General features: G+C 43.2%; 9 protein-coding genes. 7 read left to right on the top strand and 2 right to left on the bottom strand.

The window, feature by feature from the left end:
* The first annotated feature begins 253 nt into the window (after positions 1-253).
* Complete coding sequence (locus tag IE104_RS19150; RefSeq protein WP_189417493.1) at positions 254-2842, top strand: flagellin N-terminal helical domain-containing protein; 2589 nt, start codon at positions 254-256, stop codon at positions 2840-2842.
* A gap of 134 nt (positions 2843-2976) precedes the next feature.
* Positions 2977-5643: a CHASE domain-containing protein gene (locus IE104_RS08470; protein WP_189417491.1), complete on the top strand. Its 2667-nt coding sequence runs from the start codon at positions 2977-2979 to the stop codon at positions 5641-5643.
* Positions 5644-5657: 14 nt separating this feature from the next.
* On the opposite strand, the gene IE104_RS08465 is transcribed toward IE104_RS08470, so the two are convergent.
* Positions 5658-7067, bottom strand: coding sequence for a virulence factor family protein (locus tag IE104_RS08465; protein ID WP_189417490.1), 1410 nt, complete (start codon positions 7065-7067; stop codon positions 5658-5660).
* A gap of 37 nt (positions 7068-7104) precedes the next feature.
* Entirely contained in the window at positions 7105-9672 is a 2568-nt protein-coding gene (gene mprF / locus IE104_RS08460) for a bifunctional lysylphosphatidylglycerol flippase/synthetase MprF (RefSeq protein ID WP_189417488.1), read from the bottom strand.
* A 371-nt stretch (positions 9673-10043) separates the two neighbouring features.
* Between mprF and fliD the strand changes: the two genes are divergently transcribed.
* The 5 genes from fliD to IE104_RS08435 all read left to right on the top strand — a co-directional run bounded on the left by fliD (position 10044) and on the right by IE104_RS08435 (position 16210).
* Positions 10044-12107, top strand: a complete 2064-nt coding sequence (fliD, locus tag IE104_RS08455) for a flagellar filament capping protein FliD (RefSeq protein WP_189417486.1) — start codon at positions 10044-10046, stop codon at positions 12105-12107.
* 215 nt (positions 12108-12322) lie between these two features.
* Positions 12323-13018, top strand: a complete 696-nt coding sequence (locus tag IE104_RS08450) for an acylneuraminate cytidylyltransferase family protein (RefSeq protein ID WP_189417479.1) — start codon at positions 12323-12325, stop codon at positions 13016-13018.
* Positions 13019-14020 carry an NAD-dependent 4,6-dehydratase LegB gene (locus IE104_RS08445; RefSeq protein ID WP_189417477.1) on the top strand — a complete coding sequence of 334 codons (1002 nt, stop codon included), beginning with the start codon at positions 13019-13021 and terminating at the stop codon, positions 14018-14020.
* A 19-nt stretch (positions 14021-14039) separates the two neighbouring features.
* A complete protein-coding gene (locus tag IE104_RS08440) occupies positions 14040-15206 on the top strand; it encodes a LegC family aminotransferase (RefSeq protein WP_189417475.1) in 1167 nt (388 codons plus the stop codon).
* Positions 15203-16210, top strand: a complete 1008-nt coding sequence (locus tag IE104_RS08435) for a GNAT family protein (RefSeq protein ID WP_189417474.1) — start codon at positions 15203-15205, stop codon at positions 16208-16210. The genes IE104_RS08440 and IE104_RS08435 overlap by 4 nt, the downstream gene beginning before the upstream one ends.
* Positions 16211-16236 lie beyond the last annotated feature (26 nt).

Below are 16236 nucleotides of genomic sequence, written 5' to 3'. Positions count from 1 at the left end.
AAGATGCGGAAATTAAAAAAATAACGATGCTATTTTAACCTTCATTTCTACCCACAGAAATCTCCTTTGATTGTTTTTGGCACAGTCTGTGCAAAAAGTCATTTAGGCAAAGAAGTAACAAAATCCTGACGCATAGAACTCCGAGAGTCTGCCGGGATCTGCCACGAAGTTTTCAAGTTTCTTGCAGGCTTCATCAATGACTTGTCGCAGAGAGTTAAGACTCTGAGCAGGAAAAATCCTTAGGAGATAAATCATGTCTTTAGTTATTAACACAAACGTTGCGTCTCTGAACTCTCAACGTCAATTGATGAATTCCGGTGGCGCATTAGATAAAGCTACAGAACGCTTGTCGTCAGGCCAACGTATTAATTCCGCAAAAGATGACGCCGCGGGTTTGGCTATTTCCAACCGTATGACCTCGCAAGTGCGCGGTCTGGATCAAGCGATTCGAAATGCTAACGATGGTATTTCTCTGATCCAAACGGCTGAAGGTGCCTTGCAGGAAACCACTAACATTTTGCAACGTATGCGCGAACTGGCGATTCAGGCAGGGAACGGTATCTATAGTGATGCCGACCGTAAAACTCTGGATGCCGAGGTACAACAACTCACCGCGGAATTGAATCGCATCGCGACTTCAACATCCTTCAACGGCCAAAAATTACTTGATGGTACCTTGGGCAAAGTGAATTTGCAGGTAGGCGCTGACGCCGGCCAAACCATCATCATGAAGATTCCGAAGATGGATGCCAAAACATTAGGTATGGGCTCCACCGGTGGTGATGTCACCAGTAATCACCTTGGTAAAGCGATTACCTCTACCAGCTTTAAAGATGGCGATATTCTGATTAACGGCAAGAGTATTGGCGCGTTTGACGGTACTAAAACTCCGCCAGATACCTTTGAGAAACTCTTGGCCAATATCAATGAGAAAATTGAAGGTATTACCGCAACTGCATTTAACGAAGTTACTACGACTACCGTGGGTACCGGTGTTACTACTGCAGCGGCTCCAATCACCATTGCGTTGACCAACCCTGACGGCACCACCTCATCCTTTACCATCTCCAATACCAACAATATGGATGAGTTGATCGACGCTATAAACACCCAGTCTGGGGGATTAATTCAATCAACCAAGACTGAGGCTGGATTGGTAACGCTTGCGAACAACAACGGCGCGACTATTACAGTGAGCGGTGCGGGCGCAGCAGCAGGCTTGGGCGCTATTGTTTCTCCAAGCTATGGACAAATCGCTTTGACCTCTAAAAATGGTGAGGACATTGTGATTACTCAAGGGCCTAATGCGACTCAGCCAACGGTAGTTTCTGCAGCTGCATTCGGAACAACGGTTAACACCGATGTTATCTCGATTAACGGTGTGGCTATTCCTGCCTTTACCGCTGCTATGGCGAACACTGCTGTGCGCGATGCAATTAATACCCAGACGCTCAATACCGGTGTAACAGCCAGTCTTTCAGGCGGTAACCTGGTACTGACCGATGCAAAAGGTCGCGATATTACCGTGAGTTCAGTTCCATCTACTGCCGCTGCTACTGTTGGTTTGACCAATGGTACAACCAAGGCGCCAACTCTCTTGTCAGCTCTCGGCTTCCAGGATACCCGTGCGCAAGCATCTGTGTTTGGGCAACATATCCCGGCAGCTGATTCGACCAAAACCCTGGCGTTTGGCGATTTGAAAATTAACGGCATCACCATTAGCGGTGAAAATACCGGAACCTTGCAAGGCAAGGTAGATAACATCAATAAGGTGAGTGATCAAACGGGTGTTATTGCAAGTCTCAAATCTGAAAACGTTTCAACCTTTAATGCATTGAAGCTTTCAACTGAAGTGACTGGCGCTACTCCTGGTGCGGCACACGCGGCAGGTGACCAGATTCGTATTAACGGTGTTCAAGTGACTTTGACCGGGACTACGATCAATCAAGACGTGATTGATATTAACGCGGCATCAACCACCACAGGTGTGACTGCCTTTTTGGACTCAACAGGTAAGCTGCATTTATTCTCTGAGGGCCAAATCAATTTGGACGATGATGGTACCAATGGTGCGGCGGCAGCTACTGCTCTGGGTTTAACTGCAGCGGTTGTCACAGCTTCATTCGCGCCTACCGTAGCAGCTACAGGTAGTGTTCGTTTGAACAATACTCAGATCTCGCTGAGCAATGTGTCTGATCTGAATACTGTGATTTCAGAATTGAACGCACAGCAAGCAAATACAGGGGTTTATGCTTCTCTCAACGATTTGGGTCAGTTGATTCTAAATTCTAACTCTGCGTTCTCGATTGATGTAGGCGATACCAATGGCGGCAAGACTTTGGCAACCTTAGGCTTGGATACTACTTTGGCCGGCCCAATCGGAGGTCATGTCACTAACGTGTTGGCATCTATCCAGTTAGATTCACTGAGCGACAACCCAATCAGCCTGGATGTGACTGCAAACGGCTCGGTTGTGACTGGTTTGATCTCGCAAAACAAAGCGTCTGCCGGTTTAGGCTTCGGTACCTCTTTGAATAGCGTGAGTATTGCCACCCAGGCCGGTGCACAAAAAGCTATCGGTATTATCGATAAAGCGTTGGATACCATTAACGATGTACGTTCACAAATGGGTGCGATCAATAACCGTCTGGAGTTTACGATCAACAACCTGGCAAACGTTTCCGAAAAGACTTCTGCATCGCGTTCACGTATTACCGATGCTGACTTCGCGGCGGAAACGGCAGCAATGAGCAGGGCGCAAGTACTGCAACAAGCAGCAACTGCCATGTTGGCTCAGTCTAATGCTCGTCCACAACAAGTCTTGTCATTGCTCAAAGGCTAATGGGTAAGGCTGTAAGAGATTAAAGAAAACCGCTGATGCTCTCAGCGGTTTTTTGTTTTAAGGATGCCTGTTCTCTTATTCGCGACTTGGTGTTTTTCAGCTAGGCTTAGAGAATATTATTACAGAGAAGGATTATGTCCGCGGTTTTATCCCCCAAGCTGCTGTTGGTGAGTAGAATTTTTCTTTTGGCATTTGCCTATTTGTTGGCGGGACGTCTGGCTTTGTTGTTAGCCATTCCGCCCGGTTTTGCTACAGCTATTTTTCCACCTTTAGGTATTTCACTCGCAGCAGTTTTGCTGTGGGGCAATCCCATGTTGCTGGGTGTATTTCTTGGCTCTACGCTTTTAAACACCAGTATGTCTGTGAGTGCAGGCGCAGACTTCGGTATACCTGTTGTCACAGTTGCTATGGAAATTGCCATAGGCAGCTGCCTTGCGACCTGGGTTGGATCGAATTTAATTCAAAAATTTATCGGCTTCCCCAATGAGCTCTTGGACGAGTGGAGCATTTTTCTATTTTTTGTATTGGGCGGCCCAATCGCTAGCAGTATTAGCGCGAGTATAGGTATTGCTGCGCTATGCATGAATGGAATCATTCCTTTTTCGCAAGTTATTTACAGCTGGGTCACCTGGTGGACAGGGGACACAATAGGCGTTTTGATCGCTGCGCCATTTGTTTTTATTTTGTTCGCACGACCGCGAGCGCTTTGGCGTAGTCGCCTTAAAACTGTTGGAATTCCTCTGCTGGTAAGCTGCGCTTTAATTGTTGCGATTTTTTTTAGCGCTAGTCATAGCGACCAACAAAAGATAGAGCGTGCGCATCAGGAAAGCGCCAAAGAAATTGCAGATAATTTATTTTCCAGTTTTAACAAACATATCGATGCCTTAACACCACTTAAAGGGCTTTACGTAGCGTCAGACATCGTCTCATCAGAAGATTTTAGATTGTTCACCTCAGAGCTTTTAAGTGGCGAGAATGGTATTACCGCCTTGTCCTGGAATCAGAAGGTTTCGCAATCTGAACGGAAAGATTATGAACAACAAATGATTGCGCAAGGTTTCCCTAATTTTGCTATTACAGAAGGCGCTGCTAGTGGTAACCCAAGTATTGCGTCAGAGCGAGATTATTATGTTGTTGTCACTTTTATAGAACCTTATTCAAAAAATAGTAGAGCCCAGGGTTTTGATGTCACCTCTGAATCCGCACGGAAGCGCGCTCTCACATTTGCAAATCAAACAGGTTTGCCAGCAATGACTGCGCCTCTGCATTTATTGCAAACACCTTCAAAGGATTTAAGTTATGTGATTTTTATGCCGGTGTATAAAACGCTGGACGTACCCAAATCGCTGGACATGCGTGAGCAACTATTACGGGGTTATGTGGCGGCTTTAATTAAAGTAGGGCGCCAATTAGATATTATCCATCAAAAATTCCCCAAAACTGATTTTGTAATTTCTTTGGATGATGTCACTGAATCAAATAACCCTATTAATTTGTATCAGGATACGAATCCTACATCAGCGATATCCAAGTCCTATATGTGGGCTGTTGAAGAAAATATCGCAGGCAGATCTTTGCGTTTGACGGTAACCCCCACAGAAAAATATATTAATAAACAGTTGAGCGGTCAATCATGGTACGTGCTGGTGGGCGGTTTATTGTTTTGTAGCTTATTAGGTGGATTTTTGCTGTTAGTTACAGGGCGTACCCAATATATAAGCTCTTTGGTAGAGCGACGCACCCTTGAGTTGGAATCAATTCTGGATGAAGCTGTAGAAGCGATTATTATCATTAATCATAGCGGCAATATTGAACGCGTTAATCCTGCGGCTTGTCGTTTATTTAAAACAACTGAACAGGAATTAATTGGTCAGGATTCGCAAACAATTATCCCGATTTTGCAAGATTTATTATTTACACCTGGCGAAGAATATAACCGCACCGGAAGCCGTTCGATTTGGAAGGCGCTTGAAACACTTGGCGTTTGTAAAGATGGTAGTAAGGTGCCTATCGAAATAGGTGTTAGTAAAGTCGATTTGCCGGATCGTCGAATTTACACGTGTTTGATTCACGATATAGCTGCACGCAAAAAAGTCGATAAATTAAAAAGCGAATTTGTTTCTACCGTCAGTCATGAGTTACGTACACCGCTCACATCAATTTCTGGGGCTTTGGGTTTGTTGGTTGGGGGTGCTGTGCCAGCTATACCAGATAAAGCCATGGATCTGTTAGTCATTGCCAAAAATAATGCCGAGCGTTTAGGGCGTTTGGTTAATGATATTTTGGATATAGAAAAGCTTGAGTTTGGGAAATTACAGCTTGATATCTCTGACTGCGATGCCAATGACTTGATGCGTCAAGCAATTGATCAAAATGCCGGTTACGCGATGAAATACGGTGTTAGGCTTAAGCTGGATAATCAGGCTGTGGCCGATAAGAATATTATTATTCTGGTGGATGCAGATCGTTTTTTACAGGTTATGTCCAATCTTATTTCTAACGCGGTGAAATTTTCCCAAATGGATGGGCTTGTTATTGTCTCCGCCAAAATAACCGGGAAGGATATTGCTTTTTACGTTGAGGATTTTGGTACAGGTATTCCGGAGGAGTTCCGCAAAAAAATATTCCAGAAATTTGCGCAAGCGGATAGTTCAGACACGCGTAAGCGCGATGGCACAGGCTTAGGGTTAAGCATTTCACGGGTGATAGTGGAACGCATGGGTGGCTCTATAGATTACACAACAGAGATTGATAAGGGTTCGGTGTTCTACTTTTCAATCCCCATTGAGTTATTGCGGTAAAAGTGCCGCAAAAATTACCGGGCTTTTTCATTGTCCAGAATATGTTGTACTAATTCATCGTACCTTTCGTCAAAGTGATGATCGCCCGGCATGCTGATAATTTTTACTCCGAGTTCTGCGGTAGGTAAACAATTAGCGGCATCATCATCTACACCATAAATACAAATCGTATTTGCCCATTTCATTTTTCCAAACTCTGGCAAAATTGGCAGGCGGTTTGGGTTTTTGTCAGCGTTCATCCAGCTTGATAGACGAAATTCAAAAGCAGCGGTTTTGCCCATGCCTAGCAGTGCAATTAAAGAGATTTTTTGTTGGGTTTCAGTTGTTAAATTGTTTGCCACAAATGGCAATACATCGGCACCAAAGGAATAGCCAATAAGAATTGCGCGCTTCTTATTCCACTTGTCCAGATAATGCGAAATTGTGTCTTCAATATCCTTGGCGGTTTCTTGCGGCGTGCGTTGTTTCCAAAAATAGCTCAGTGAATCCAGTGCGACGGTTGGAATGCCTTTATCAGCAAGAATTTTTGCAAGGCTTTTGTCTATTTCTGCCCAGCCACCATCGCCGGTCAACAACACAACTAAGGATTCACTTGCTTGTATATTTGCAGATTCGGTTACAGGAACTTCAATCAATGGCAAATCACTGTCGCTAGCATCAGACGATATTTGATCAGCTAAACGCGGGTCGAGCCATTGCAATATCTGGATTGCTTCAGCTTGTGCATTTTGTTTCTGGTCAGCAGCAATGGTTAATTTTACGTTGCCAATATTTTCTGCAAATTTTGCTGACTCTGCCGGTGCATTAGTATCCTGGAAAACATAAAAGCTCGTCGGCAAACGTTTAATGGCAATTAACTTGTCCGTATTAACGAATTTTTCTTGCTCACACAAAGCAGTATGCACTTTTAAGTCAGTTGAAAAGTTGATGCTGACAGCTGCATGAAATTTGTGTCCTTCGGCTTGCGCCAACACTGCATAAACTACTGCTGAACTTTGGTCAGTGCCTGCGAGTATGGGAAGCTCTTCGTCATCAAGCTGATAATGCTTTTGTAGCTGGGTATTGATATCGCCAATTTTTTTTGCGAGATCCAGGCAATGGGTTTCAGTATTGGCCGGTGAACTTAATAGTGCATCTTTGTCTAGCACAGCTACATAGTAACTGAGTGATGCGAATTGTTTGGCGTAGTCAGCGATTTTGTTGTCATGGCTTTTATCAGCAATGTAAATCAAAACACCTTTTTCAGGTTTTGCTGCGCGGAACACCTGTAGGGTTTCATTGTTGCTGAGTTTTACTTGTTCATCGCCAATTTGATTGGTGATGGCAGGTTGTGTGTTGCCCGGGAATAGATAAATAAAACCTGCAACAAGCAATGCCAGGATAATACCTGCAATCAATAATGAACGTTTTAACGATAACTGCATATCAAACTCTTTGTTAAGTCTATGTATGTATTGACTCTTATTTGGAAAAAATACCTTTTACTCCGCCGGAGATAAGCGTAGTAGCAGCGAGCAGGGCAGACGCTGTTTGTAATCCGGGTGGTGCAGCTAAATACACTGGTTGCCACACGGGATTAAATTTTTCTTTGTAAAAATAAACGCCTTCAAAATTATAAAAATCACTGCCATTTCGGAATATGGTGTTTCCAATTTTATGCCAGAGAGGTGCTAGCTCGTGGTTCTCCAGCCCTGAGAGGGGCGCCATACCCAGGCAAAAATAAGTAAAGCCTTGTTCTTTTGCCCACATGGCAAGGCTAATATTTAAATATTCCATAATGCCGTTAGGTGTGCCAGGCAAGTAGCGCATAAGGTCAATGGAAATTTGTCGTCTATTATTTAGTGCCCACAAATTACAGAAGGCGTAAATTTCGCCATCCTTTTTAACAACGGCAAGTTCGCAGTGCCTTAAATATTCTTCGTTAAAGAAACCCAAAGAGAAACGTTTTTCCTTGGCGTTTTTTTCTTTTAACCAAGCGTCAGATATGCGCTTTAAGTTTGGCAAAATAGTGTCGACTTGATTTGCATAAACTATTTCAAAGGTGAATCCTTCGCGTTGATATTTATTAATTGCACTGCGGAAGTTTTGGCGTTTTTTACCTTCCAAGCCAAAAGAATCGAGAGGGATTAGTGCCTGTTGACCTAGTTTTATAAGGCTTAAACCCAAATCCAGGTAGAGCGGTATCTGGTGAATCCCAATCTCATAAAATGCTACTTGCGCAGCAACTTTGTCGGCTGACTCACGAAAGCGCCAAACAAGTTCTTCAAATTCATTTGGGTCGCCCACGGGGTCGCCCATGGCGATCCAGAATTTATTGGTCACGCCAAACATCAAAAAGCTTTTTTGTGTTTTACTCCACAAAATATATTTATCGCCGGTCAGAACAAGGTGATGATCAGTGGTGTTGGAGTCATGAACAATTTTTGTGGCTATGTCCAACTCTTCTTTAGTAGGTAATGTTAAGTTAGTAGTGGTTTTGCTCATCAAGCGATAAATCAATACCCCGCCGCATACCACCGAAATAACAAACAGCGAACGTAAGAAACGCGAGGCGTCACCGGCTCTATCTAATGAAAATTGCCACCAGAGATCATTGGAATAAGCTACATCTTTGTAGGAGAAAAATCCTAACCACGTAGATAAACCTACGATAGCGGCACCTACCAAAAATTGCGAAAAGGGAATCTCCAATCTTATGAGGGCCGATTTACGGTAAAAATGTTTTCGTGCGGGAATGAAGGTGACTAACATCAAACCTAAAACCGAGGCTTCTTCAAAATCCCAGCCTTTAGCCAGTGATGCAACTATCCCGATACAAAGCAAAATAATGGTTGCGTAATAAGCTGAGTCAAGCTTGATACTCACGGCACGTGAGAGAAATATCATGCCTAAGCCTACCAAGCTGTTTACCAAATGCGAAAATTCAATCAGTGGCAGTGGGATAAAAAATTGCAACCAGTCCAAACGCTCCTGTATTCCCGGTGTGGCGCCTGACGCTAATAAAATACAACCGCCAATCAGCAAGAGCACTGAGAATATTTTTGGTGTGGCTATGTAAATGAGTTTAAATATGTAATGCAGTTTTAAGGTGTAAACAAAGCGATGGCTTTTAGTTTCATAAGCGGCAATTAGTACACCCGCAAAAATTAAGGGCACTATGTAATAAACAATTCGGTAAATAATCAACGCCGATAAAAGTTGTTCTGGTGGAAAGCGGCTGCCTGCCAAAAACATAAAGCTACTTTCAAATACACCTATGCCGCCCGGTACCTGGCTAATCAAACCAAATAACTGCGCTACCACGTAATAAATTAAAAATTCACTGAAGCTGATGTCGGTAAAATTCAACAAGGGAATGTAAAGCACTATGGCAGCAATACTAAGATCAATAGCGCCGACTGCAATTTGTTGGAACGCTAAAGCTGGCGTTGGTGGCGAAATGCTAAATTTGCCAATAGTGAATTGATTTTTGCTGAAGAAGGAAAGCGCTATCCACCCCGCGATAAAAACCATACCTATGATTAATAATAAATTAACGGTATTTTTAGCTACGGCTGATTCGATGGGAATCGAATTAAATTCAACCAGATAAGCAATAATCAATAAGGTAAAAGCGCTTAAAAAGTAACTCAAGGTGCCAAAAACAGTAATTTTTGCAATAGCGCTATTACTCAATCCCCATTCACTGTAAAACCGGTAACGAATTGCACCACCAGTAATGGGTGATGCGCCCACGTTGTGGCTAATAGCATTGCTTAAAAAAGACCCTAACAAAATAAATCGATAATTAAGCTTCTCTGTTGTATAACGAATTGCAATCCACTCACATAAACTCAAGGTAACGTAGCCAAAAATACTCATAAAAAACATGGCTTCGAGTGTTTGGAATGGGGTAGCGAAAAGATCCACCCAAAGGTTGCTCCAACCGTAGTTTGCAATTTGGTGATGTACGCCATAAGCGGCAAGACCAAATAAAACCAAACTGATAAGTGGGGTTAGTTTTTTGAGCGTGTGTGTGTTTAATGGCATGTGCAATCTGGTCGAGTGATTGATGAGGATTGGCGGGCGAATCATACCATCTTGATGCCATTAATATGGCTTAACGCACGGGGATTCCCTAAGAATTTATCGAAATCGATATAAGTAAAATCAAAAGTGGTGCGGTCTGTGCATTTGTCTTGGTAAAGCTTGATGCTGCGCTAAATGGCGGCAAAATAGTCTAAAAAGTGGTGATTGCAGGCAGATACTGACCGCTCAAGTAGATATGGATCGGCAAGTTATTACCGTTTGGTATCCGGTTCGCGCTATTTAAAATTTACACTTTTGGGCGTTATCTAGGCTAAAGTTTATTCAAGAATTGCCGCTAACCTGATAGCGAAATTGTTTTAAGGTGACTACCTATGGCTACATCCGGCGTTTCATCGACATCGTCCACACCGACGAATACTGGTGCAACCATCATCAGTTCTCTGGGTTCAGGCTCAGGTATTGATACGGCTTCGCTTGTTGATAAGCTGGTAGACGTGAACAAGTTGCCTGAAACCAACAGGCTCAACACCAAGCAAACCCTACTTCAAACTCAAATTTCAGACTTTGGCCTTTTGCGTTCTGCCTTTTCCAAATTGGAAACTGCGGCAGGTGCCTTGGGCAATGCAGATACTTTTAACGCAAAATCTACCTCTGTACCTAATACAACTTTGCTCGGTATTACTAAGTTAGATGCCAAAGCATCCGTTGGTGAATACAGCATCAATGTTGACCAAATTGCCCAGGCACAATCCGTAAGCTCAGGTAACTTTAGCTCCCAGACAGCGACTATAGGCAAGGGCACCCTGGCGATTCGGTTTGGCAGCTGGAATAACGCCGTTGATACTTTTACCGTGGATAGTACTAAAAATGGTGGCACTATCACGATTGATGACAGTAACAACTCTTTGGTTGGTTTGCGCGACACTATTAACAAATCTAATCTGGGCGTTAAAGCCAGCATTGTCGCTGAAGGTTCCAATTTCAAACTTTTGGTAACCGGTCCCTCAGGCGCGAGCAACGAAGTTGAAATCACTGCTACTGAAACTCCCGGTGCTTTAGGGCTGGCGAGTTTTAACTTTAACCAAACCACGCGCAGCCTTACCCAGCAACAAGAAGGTAAAGACGCTTTGTTGCGTGTAAATGGCATGAGTTTGAGCCGCTCCAACAACCACATAACTGACGTGATAGATGGTTTGGAATTCGATTTATTTAATAAATCCACAACTGAAACAGTCAATATCGGCGTGACTGCCGATAAAACTATTGCCGAAAAAGCGATTCGCGATTTTGTTTCTGCATATAACACTTTCCTTGCAGATAGCGGAAAGTTAATTGGTTTTGATAAAGAGAAGAATGAATACGGCAGTTTGCGCCAGGACCCTATGGCCAAAAATTTGGTACAACAAGTTCGCAGTCAGTTGAACGCTGCAGTTGGTGGTTTGGGTGGCAGTTTTAACACATTTGCCAGTCTTGGTATTCGCACAGAGTTAGACGGCACCTTAAAGATTGATGATTCAACTGCAACAACCAGTTTTCGTTCGGCTATGGATAAAAACTTTGAGTCTGTACGCGATTTGTTTGTGCCTAAAACTTCTTCAGACAATGCTCAAATCAGCGTCACCAAATATACAGATAAAAGTGTCCCCGGCTCTTACAATGTGGTAATTACTGCTCAGCCATCCAAAGGTCAATTAACAGCGGGCGCAATGGTTTCAACTTTCCCATTGGACACAACGGGTAAAACCTATTCATTTACCGCTGCACTAGATGGTATCGCAGCATCCTCAATTACATTGCCAACAAAAACCTACGCAACCGGTGCCGAGCTGGCTGCAGATTTACAATCACGTATTAATGCCGATGCCGCTATTTCTGCTGCCAAAGCGGTGGTGAGTGTAGTGTTCAATACCACCACGCAAAAACTGGAATTTACCTCTGCGTCTTATGGCTCAAGCAGTAAATTTGCGATTACCGCTGCAAGTGCTGATATGGCAGATATGGGAATTAGTGTTGCCACCGGCACTTCAGGTACTGATGTAGCAGGTACTGTTGACGGTGTAGCCGCGTTCGGTTACGGAAATGTTCTCTTGCCGGCTTTGGGTAGTAAGGCAGAAGGTTTGAACATGCAAATAAACGCTGGTGCAACTAGTGGGAAAATTACTTTCTCGCGTGGTTTTGCCACTACCTTTACTGGCTTAATTGATAATTTCCTGAAAACCAATGGCCTGATTAAAACCCGTGAAACCAGCCTCACTAAAGATGTTGATAAAGTAAAAACTGATTTAACAGCTGTTGATCGCCGCAGCAAATCTTACCGCGCTAGATTGCAATCGCAATTTAGTGCGATGGAAAGCATTGTGCGTAGCCTTAAATCAACGGGTACCTTCCTCACTGGTGCTTTCAAAGCGCTAAGTGCTTCGTCTAACGATAGCTAATCATCTATTTTTATGTTCCTGCAATAAATTCGTTTGTTTATTGCAGTCCATTTTCCTTTGCCTAAAAAACGCTAAACCGCAAAGCTCTAACCTCGAGTCCTGAGTTTGTTGCGCTAAGCTGTCGGATTAATCAACCTAACAGCATTTCTATAAAAATCCGTTTGGCATATGATTTGCTGACTATAATCTATAAAGAATTTAAGTCTGGATTTCCTATGGCAAAAACGATTGCTCTCATTCCCGCTCGCGGTGGGTCAAAAGGCATTCCGCAAAAAAATATCGCTAATCTTGCGGGAAAACCCTTGTTGTCGCACACAATCCATGCGGCTCAAGCTGCGCAAATATTCGATGAGATTTATGTGTCTTCCGATGATGCTCAGATTTTAACCGTTGCGGAAAACAACGGAGCGGCAATAATTCGCCGTCATCCAGATTTGGCGCAAGATCGTTCGCCTACTAATCCGGTTATTCAGGAATGTATTGAAAAACAAGGGTTGCTTGGTGAGGATATTATTGTGTTGTTGCAACCAACATCACCGCTGCGCACTGCGCAAGATATAAAGGCGTCACTAAAGTTGTACCTTGGGCATCAGGATTGCCATGCATTAAACAGCGTGTGCGCGGCGGACAATAAATATCTTTATGCATATTTGGGAGCCGATCCATACCTGATACCGGCTATGCCTGAATTCGCAAAAATATCTCGCCGTCAGGATTTGCCCAAAATTTATTCACCTAATGGTGCTATTTATATTTTTAGCGTGGCTAACTTCCAGCGTCATCAAGCAATTCCTGATACAAAAGTTATTGCCTATGTGATGTCTGAAGATGAAAGTATTGATATTGATACCCCGGATGATTTGAAAAGAGCAGAGCTTCATTTCTCTCAACGACAAAGAGACTTGCAATAAATGTCGAAAAAAATATTGGTTACTGGTGCAGATGGTTTCATAGGCTCGCATTTATGCGAACACCTGGTTGCGCAAGGTTATAGTGTTAAAGCATTTGTTTTCTACAACTCGTTCAATTCATGGGGTTGGCTGGATACAACCCCGAAGGATGTGTTGTCGCAAATTGAAATTTTCCAAGGCGATATTCGCGATCCAAATGGTGTGCGCAATGCCATGAAAGGTTGCGATGCGGTGCTGCATCTCGCTGCATTGATTGCCATTCCATTTTCATACCATTCACCCGATTCCTATATAGATACCAACGTCAAAGGCACGCTGAATATTTTGCAAGCGGCGCGGGATTTTGATCTGGAAAAGGTTATTCACACCTCAACAAGTGAAGTTTACGGGACCGCGAAGTATGTACCCATTGATGAGCTGCATCCAGTATGTGGTCAATCACCATATTCCGCGACAAAAATTGCGGCTGATCAATTGGCGTACTCGTTTTTTGCATCTTTCCAATTGCCGGTCAGTATTGTTCGTCCTTTTAACACCTATGGACCACGGCAATCGGCACGCGCGATTATTCCTACCATCATTACGCAAATTGCTGCGGGCAATCGCCAAATAAAATTGGGCGCACTAACCCCAACGCGTGATTTCAGTTTTGTGAGCGATACGGCAAAAGGGTTTATTGCCGCTCTTGAGGCCGATAATATTGCTGGCGAAACTTTTAATCTGGGCAGCCAGTTTGAAATCAGCATGGAAGACACTGCAAAAAGCATTGCTGACATTATGTCTGCTGAGATTGAAATTATTTCCGACCAACAGAGATTCCGCCCACGTGATAGTGAGGTAGAGCGTTTGTTTGCCGATCATCAAAAAGCGCGTGCCAAATTAAACTGGCAACCGGAATATCTTGGTTTGGATGGTTTTAAAAACGGCTTGAAGAAAACCGCAGAATGGTTTGTAAAACCAGAAAATCTAAAGCATTACAAAACGCATTTGTATAACCTGTAATAATGATTGCAATCAACTTATGAACAATATTGCGGATATCCTGTTAGATTCTGTTAACCACCTAAAGCACACAGCTGTGCTTGGCCTGCACGAGCCGGATTTCTCGGGCAATGAATTAGCCTATGTGAGTGAATGCATTACCAGTGGTTGGGTTTCTTCCGTTGGAAAGTTTGTTGATCAGTTTGAGCAAAATATCGCGGCTTATACAGGCGTTCCAAAAGCAGTTGCCGTCGTTAATGGTACAGCGGCTTTGCATCTTGCTTTGATATTGATGAATGTTAAAGTAGGGGACGAGGTATTAACACCGGCCTTAACTTTTGTTGCAACCACTAACGCGATTGCCTATACAGGTGCAGTTCCACATTTTGTAGATTCAGGTAAAACAGATTTATCCGTTTGTCCGGACCTATTGGCAGAATATTTAAAAGCTAATGTCATTATTCGCGATGGAAAGTCTGTCAATAAAAACACCGGTAGAATTATTACAGCATTGATTGTTATGCATACATTAGGCAATCCTGCCAATATGCAAGCACTCAAAACCTTGGCTGCTGAATATCATTTAAAGTTAATTGAAGATGCTGCAGAAGGCATGGGTTCTTTTATCGATGGTAAGCATGTAGGTACCATAGGTGATATAGGTATTTTCAGCTTTAACGGCAACAAAATAATGACCACGGGTAGTGGTGGAGCTCTCGTAAGTCATGATATTGAACTTATGAAGCGTGCTAAACACTTAAGCACTACTGCAAAGACCAGTGAAGCAGGTTTCTTCTTTCACGATGAGGTGGGCTACAACTACAGGCTCGCCAACATTAACGCAGCATTGGGTGTGGCACAGCTTGAGCGTTTGCCAGAGTTTCTCACCCACAAGAAAAAACTTGCCGATTACTATCAGGCCTTTTTTGATAAGCATGGTGCTTTTCGGTTTGTGGCCCCCGAGTTTAATTCAACCAGCAATTATTGGTTGTGTGCGGTGCAAATTAAAAACTGTGATGTGACAGAATTAAATCGATTGATAGCACTTGCTCATCAAGAGCACATTATGTTGCGACCATTGTGGCAACTGAATAATGAATTGCCTATGTATGCTGCATGCCCGTCTATGGCATTAACCAATGCAAAGAATCATGTTAATTCGACATTATGCTTGCCAAGTAGTGCCAGTTTGTGGGCGTATATATGACATGCGACATTTCTTTTGCAAAGCAAGTTTATCACTCGCTACCTGAGTCGCTCAGGTCGCCATATCACAACCCGGATTATGTTGCGCTAGACGCAAAGCAAAAATACACCAAAGAAAACCAACGTATTAGCGCTGTATTTTTTATTTACCAGAAGGGCGGTGAAACTTATTACCAGCCATTGCACCGTGTATTTACACCTGCGTTTAAGGTTACAGATTTTGAAAGTGCCCGTGGTTATGGCGGGCCTATCTCAACCTCAAACGATAGGGAATTTCTTGAAGAAGCTTTGGCTGAATATAAAAAATTTTCAGTGGAGCATGATGCTCTGGCAGAGTTTGTTCGTTTTACGCCAGCGCTCGCAAATCAGGAAATTTATTATGGCAACGCATGGTTTGATCGTACGACCTGCGCAATAGATTTGACTGACTATAGTGTGGAAAAAAATAGTCACGGCGCAATATCAAATATTAATAAAGCAATCAAAAACAATTGTCATATTGTGTTTGTTGATGAACCAAGCCATGAGCAAGCTGCGGCTTTTGATCGTATATACCGTGCGCGTATGCAGGCTTTAGGCGCAGGTGAACACTATCTTTATAGTAAAGATTATGTAGGGCAATTAGTTACTAAGGGCAATCAATTAGCATTGGTAGAACGAAATGGCGAAATACTTGCCGCGAGTATTTTTTTAAGGTCAGGCAATTGGCATGAATATCATCTGTCTGCGGCTACACCAGAAGGTCAACAGCTGGGTGTTATTAATTTAATTTTGCACAATTATGCTATGCGCTACGCCATGAAAGAGCCAGCTGGCTCAGCTATTCTTCATTTAGGTGGTGGTACGGATACCAAGCCAGATAATAACTTGCTGAAATTCAAGCGTTCTATTGGCAAGTTGGAACAACCATTTTTTGTGGGGAAATATATTCACCAGCCTGGCCGCTACGAAAAACTCAAATTGGAATGCGCTGGTGAAAATAATCGCGTGCTTTTTTATCGCTAAACTATTTCTAAAAATAGAGGCTTGCT

Origin of the sequence: Cellvibrio zantedeschiae (assembly GCF_014652535.1) — a bacterium.
In the GTDB taxonomy this organism is placed as follows: domain Bacteria; phylum Pseudomonadota; class Gammaproteobacteria; order Pseudomonadales; family Cellvibrionaceae; genus Cellvibrio; species Cellvibrio zantedeschiae.
The sequence above is the reverse complement of the archived record's forward strand: the minus strand, read 5'-3'. Positions and strand labels throughout refer to the sequence as shown.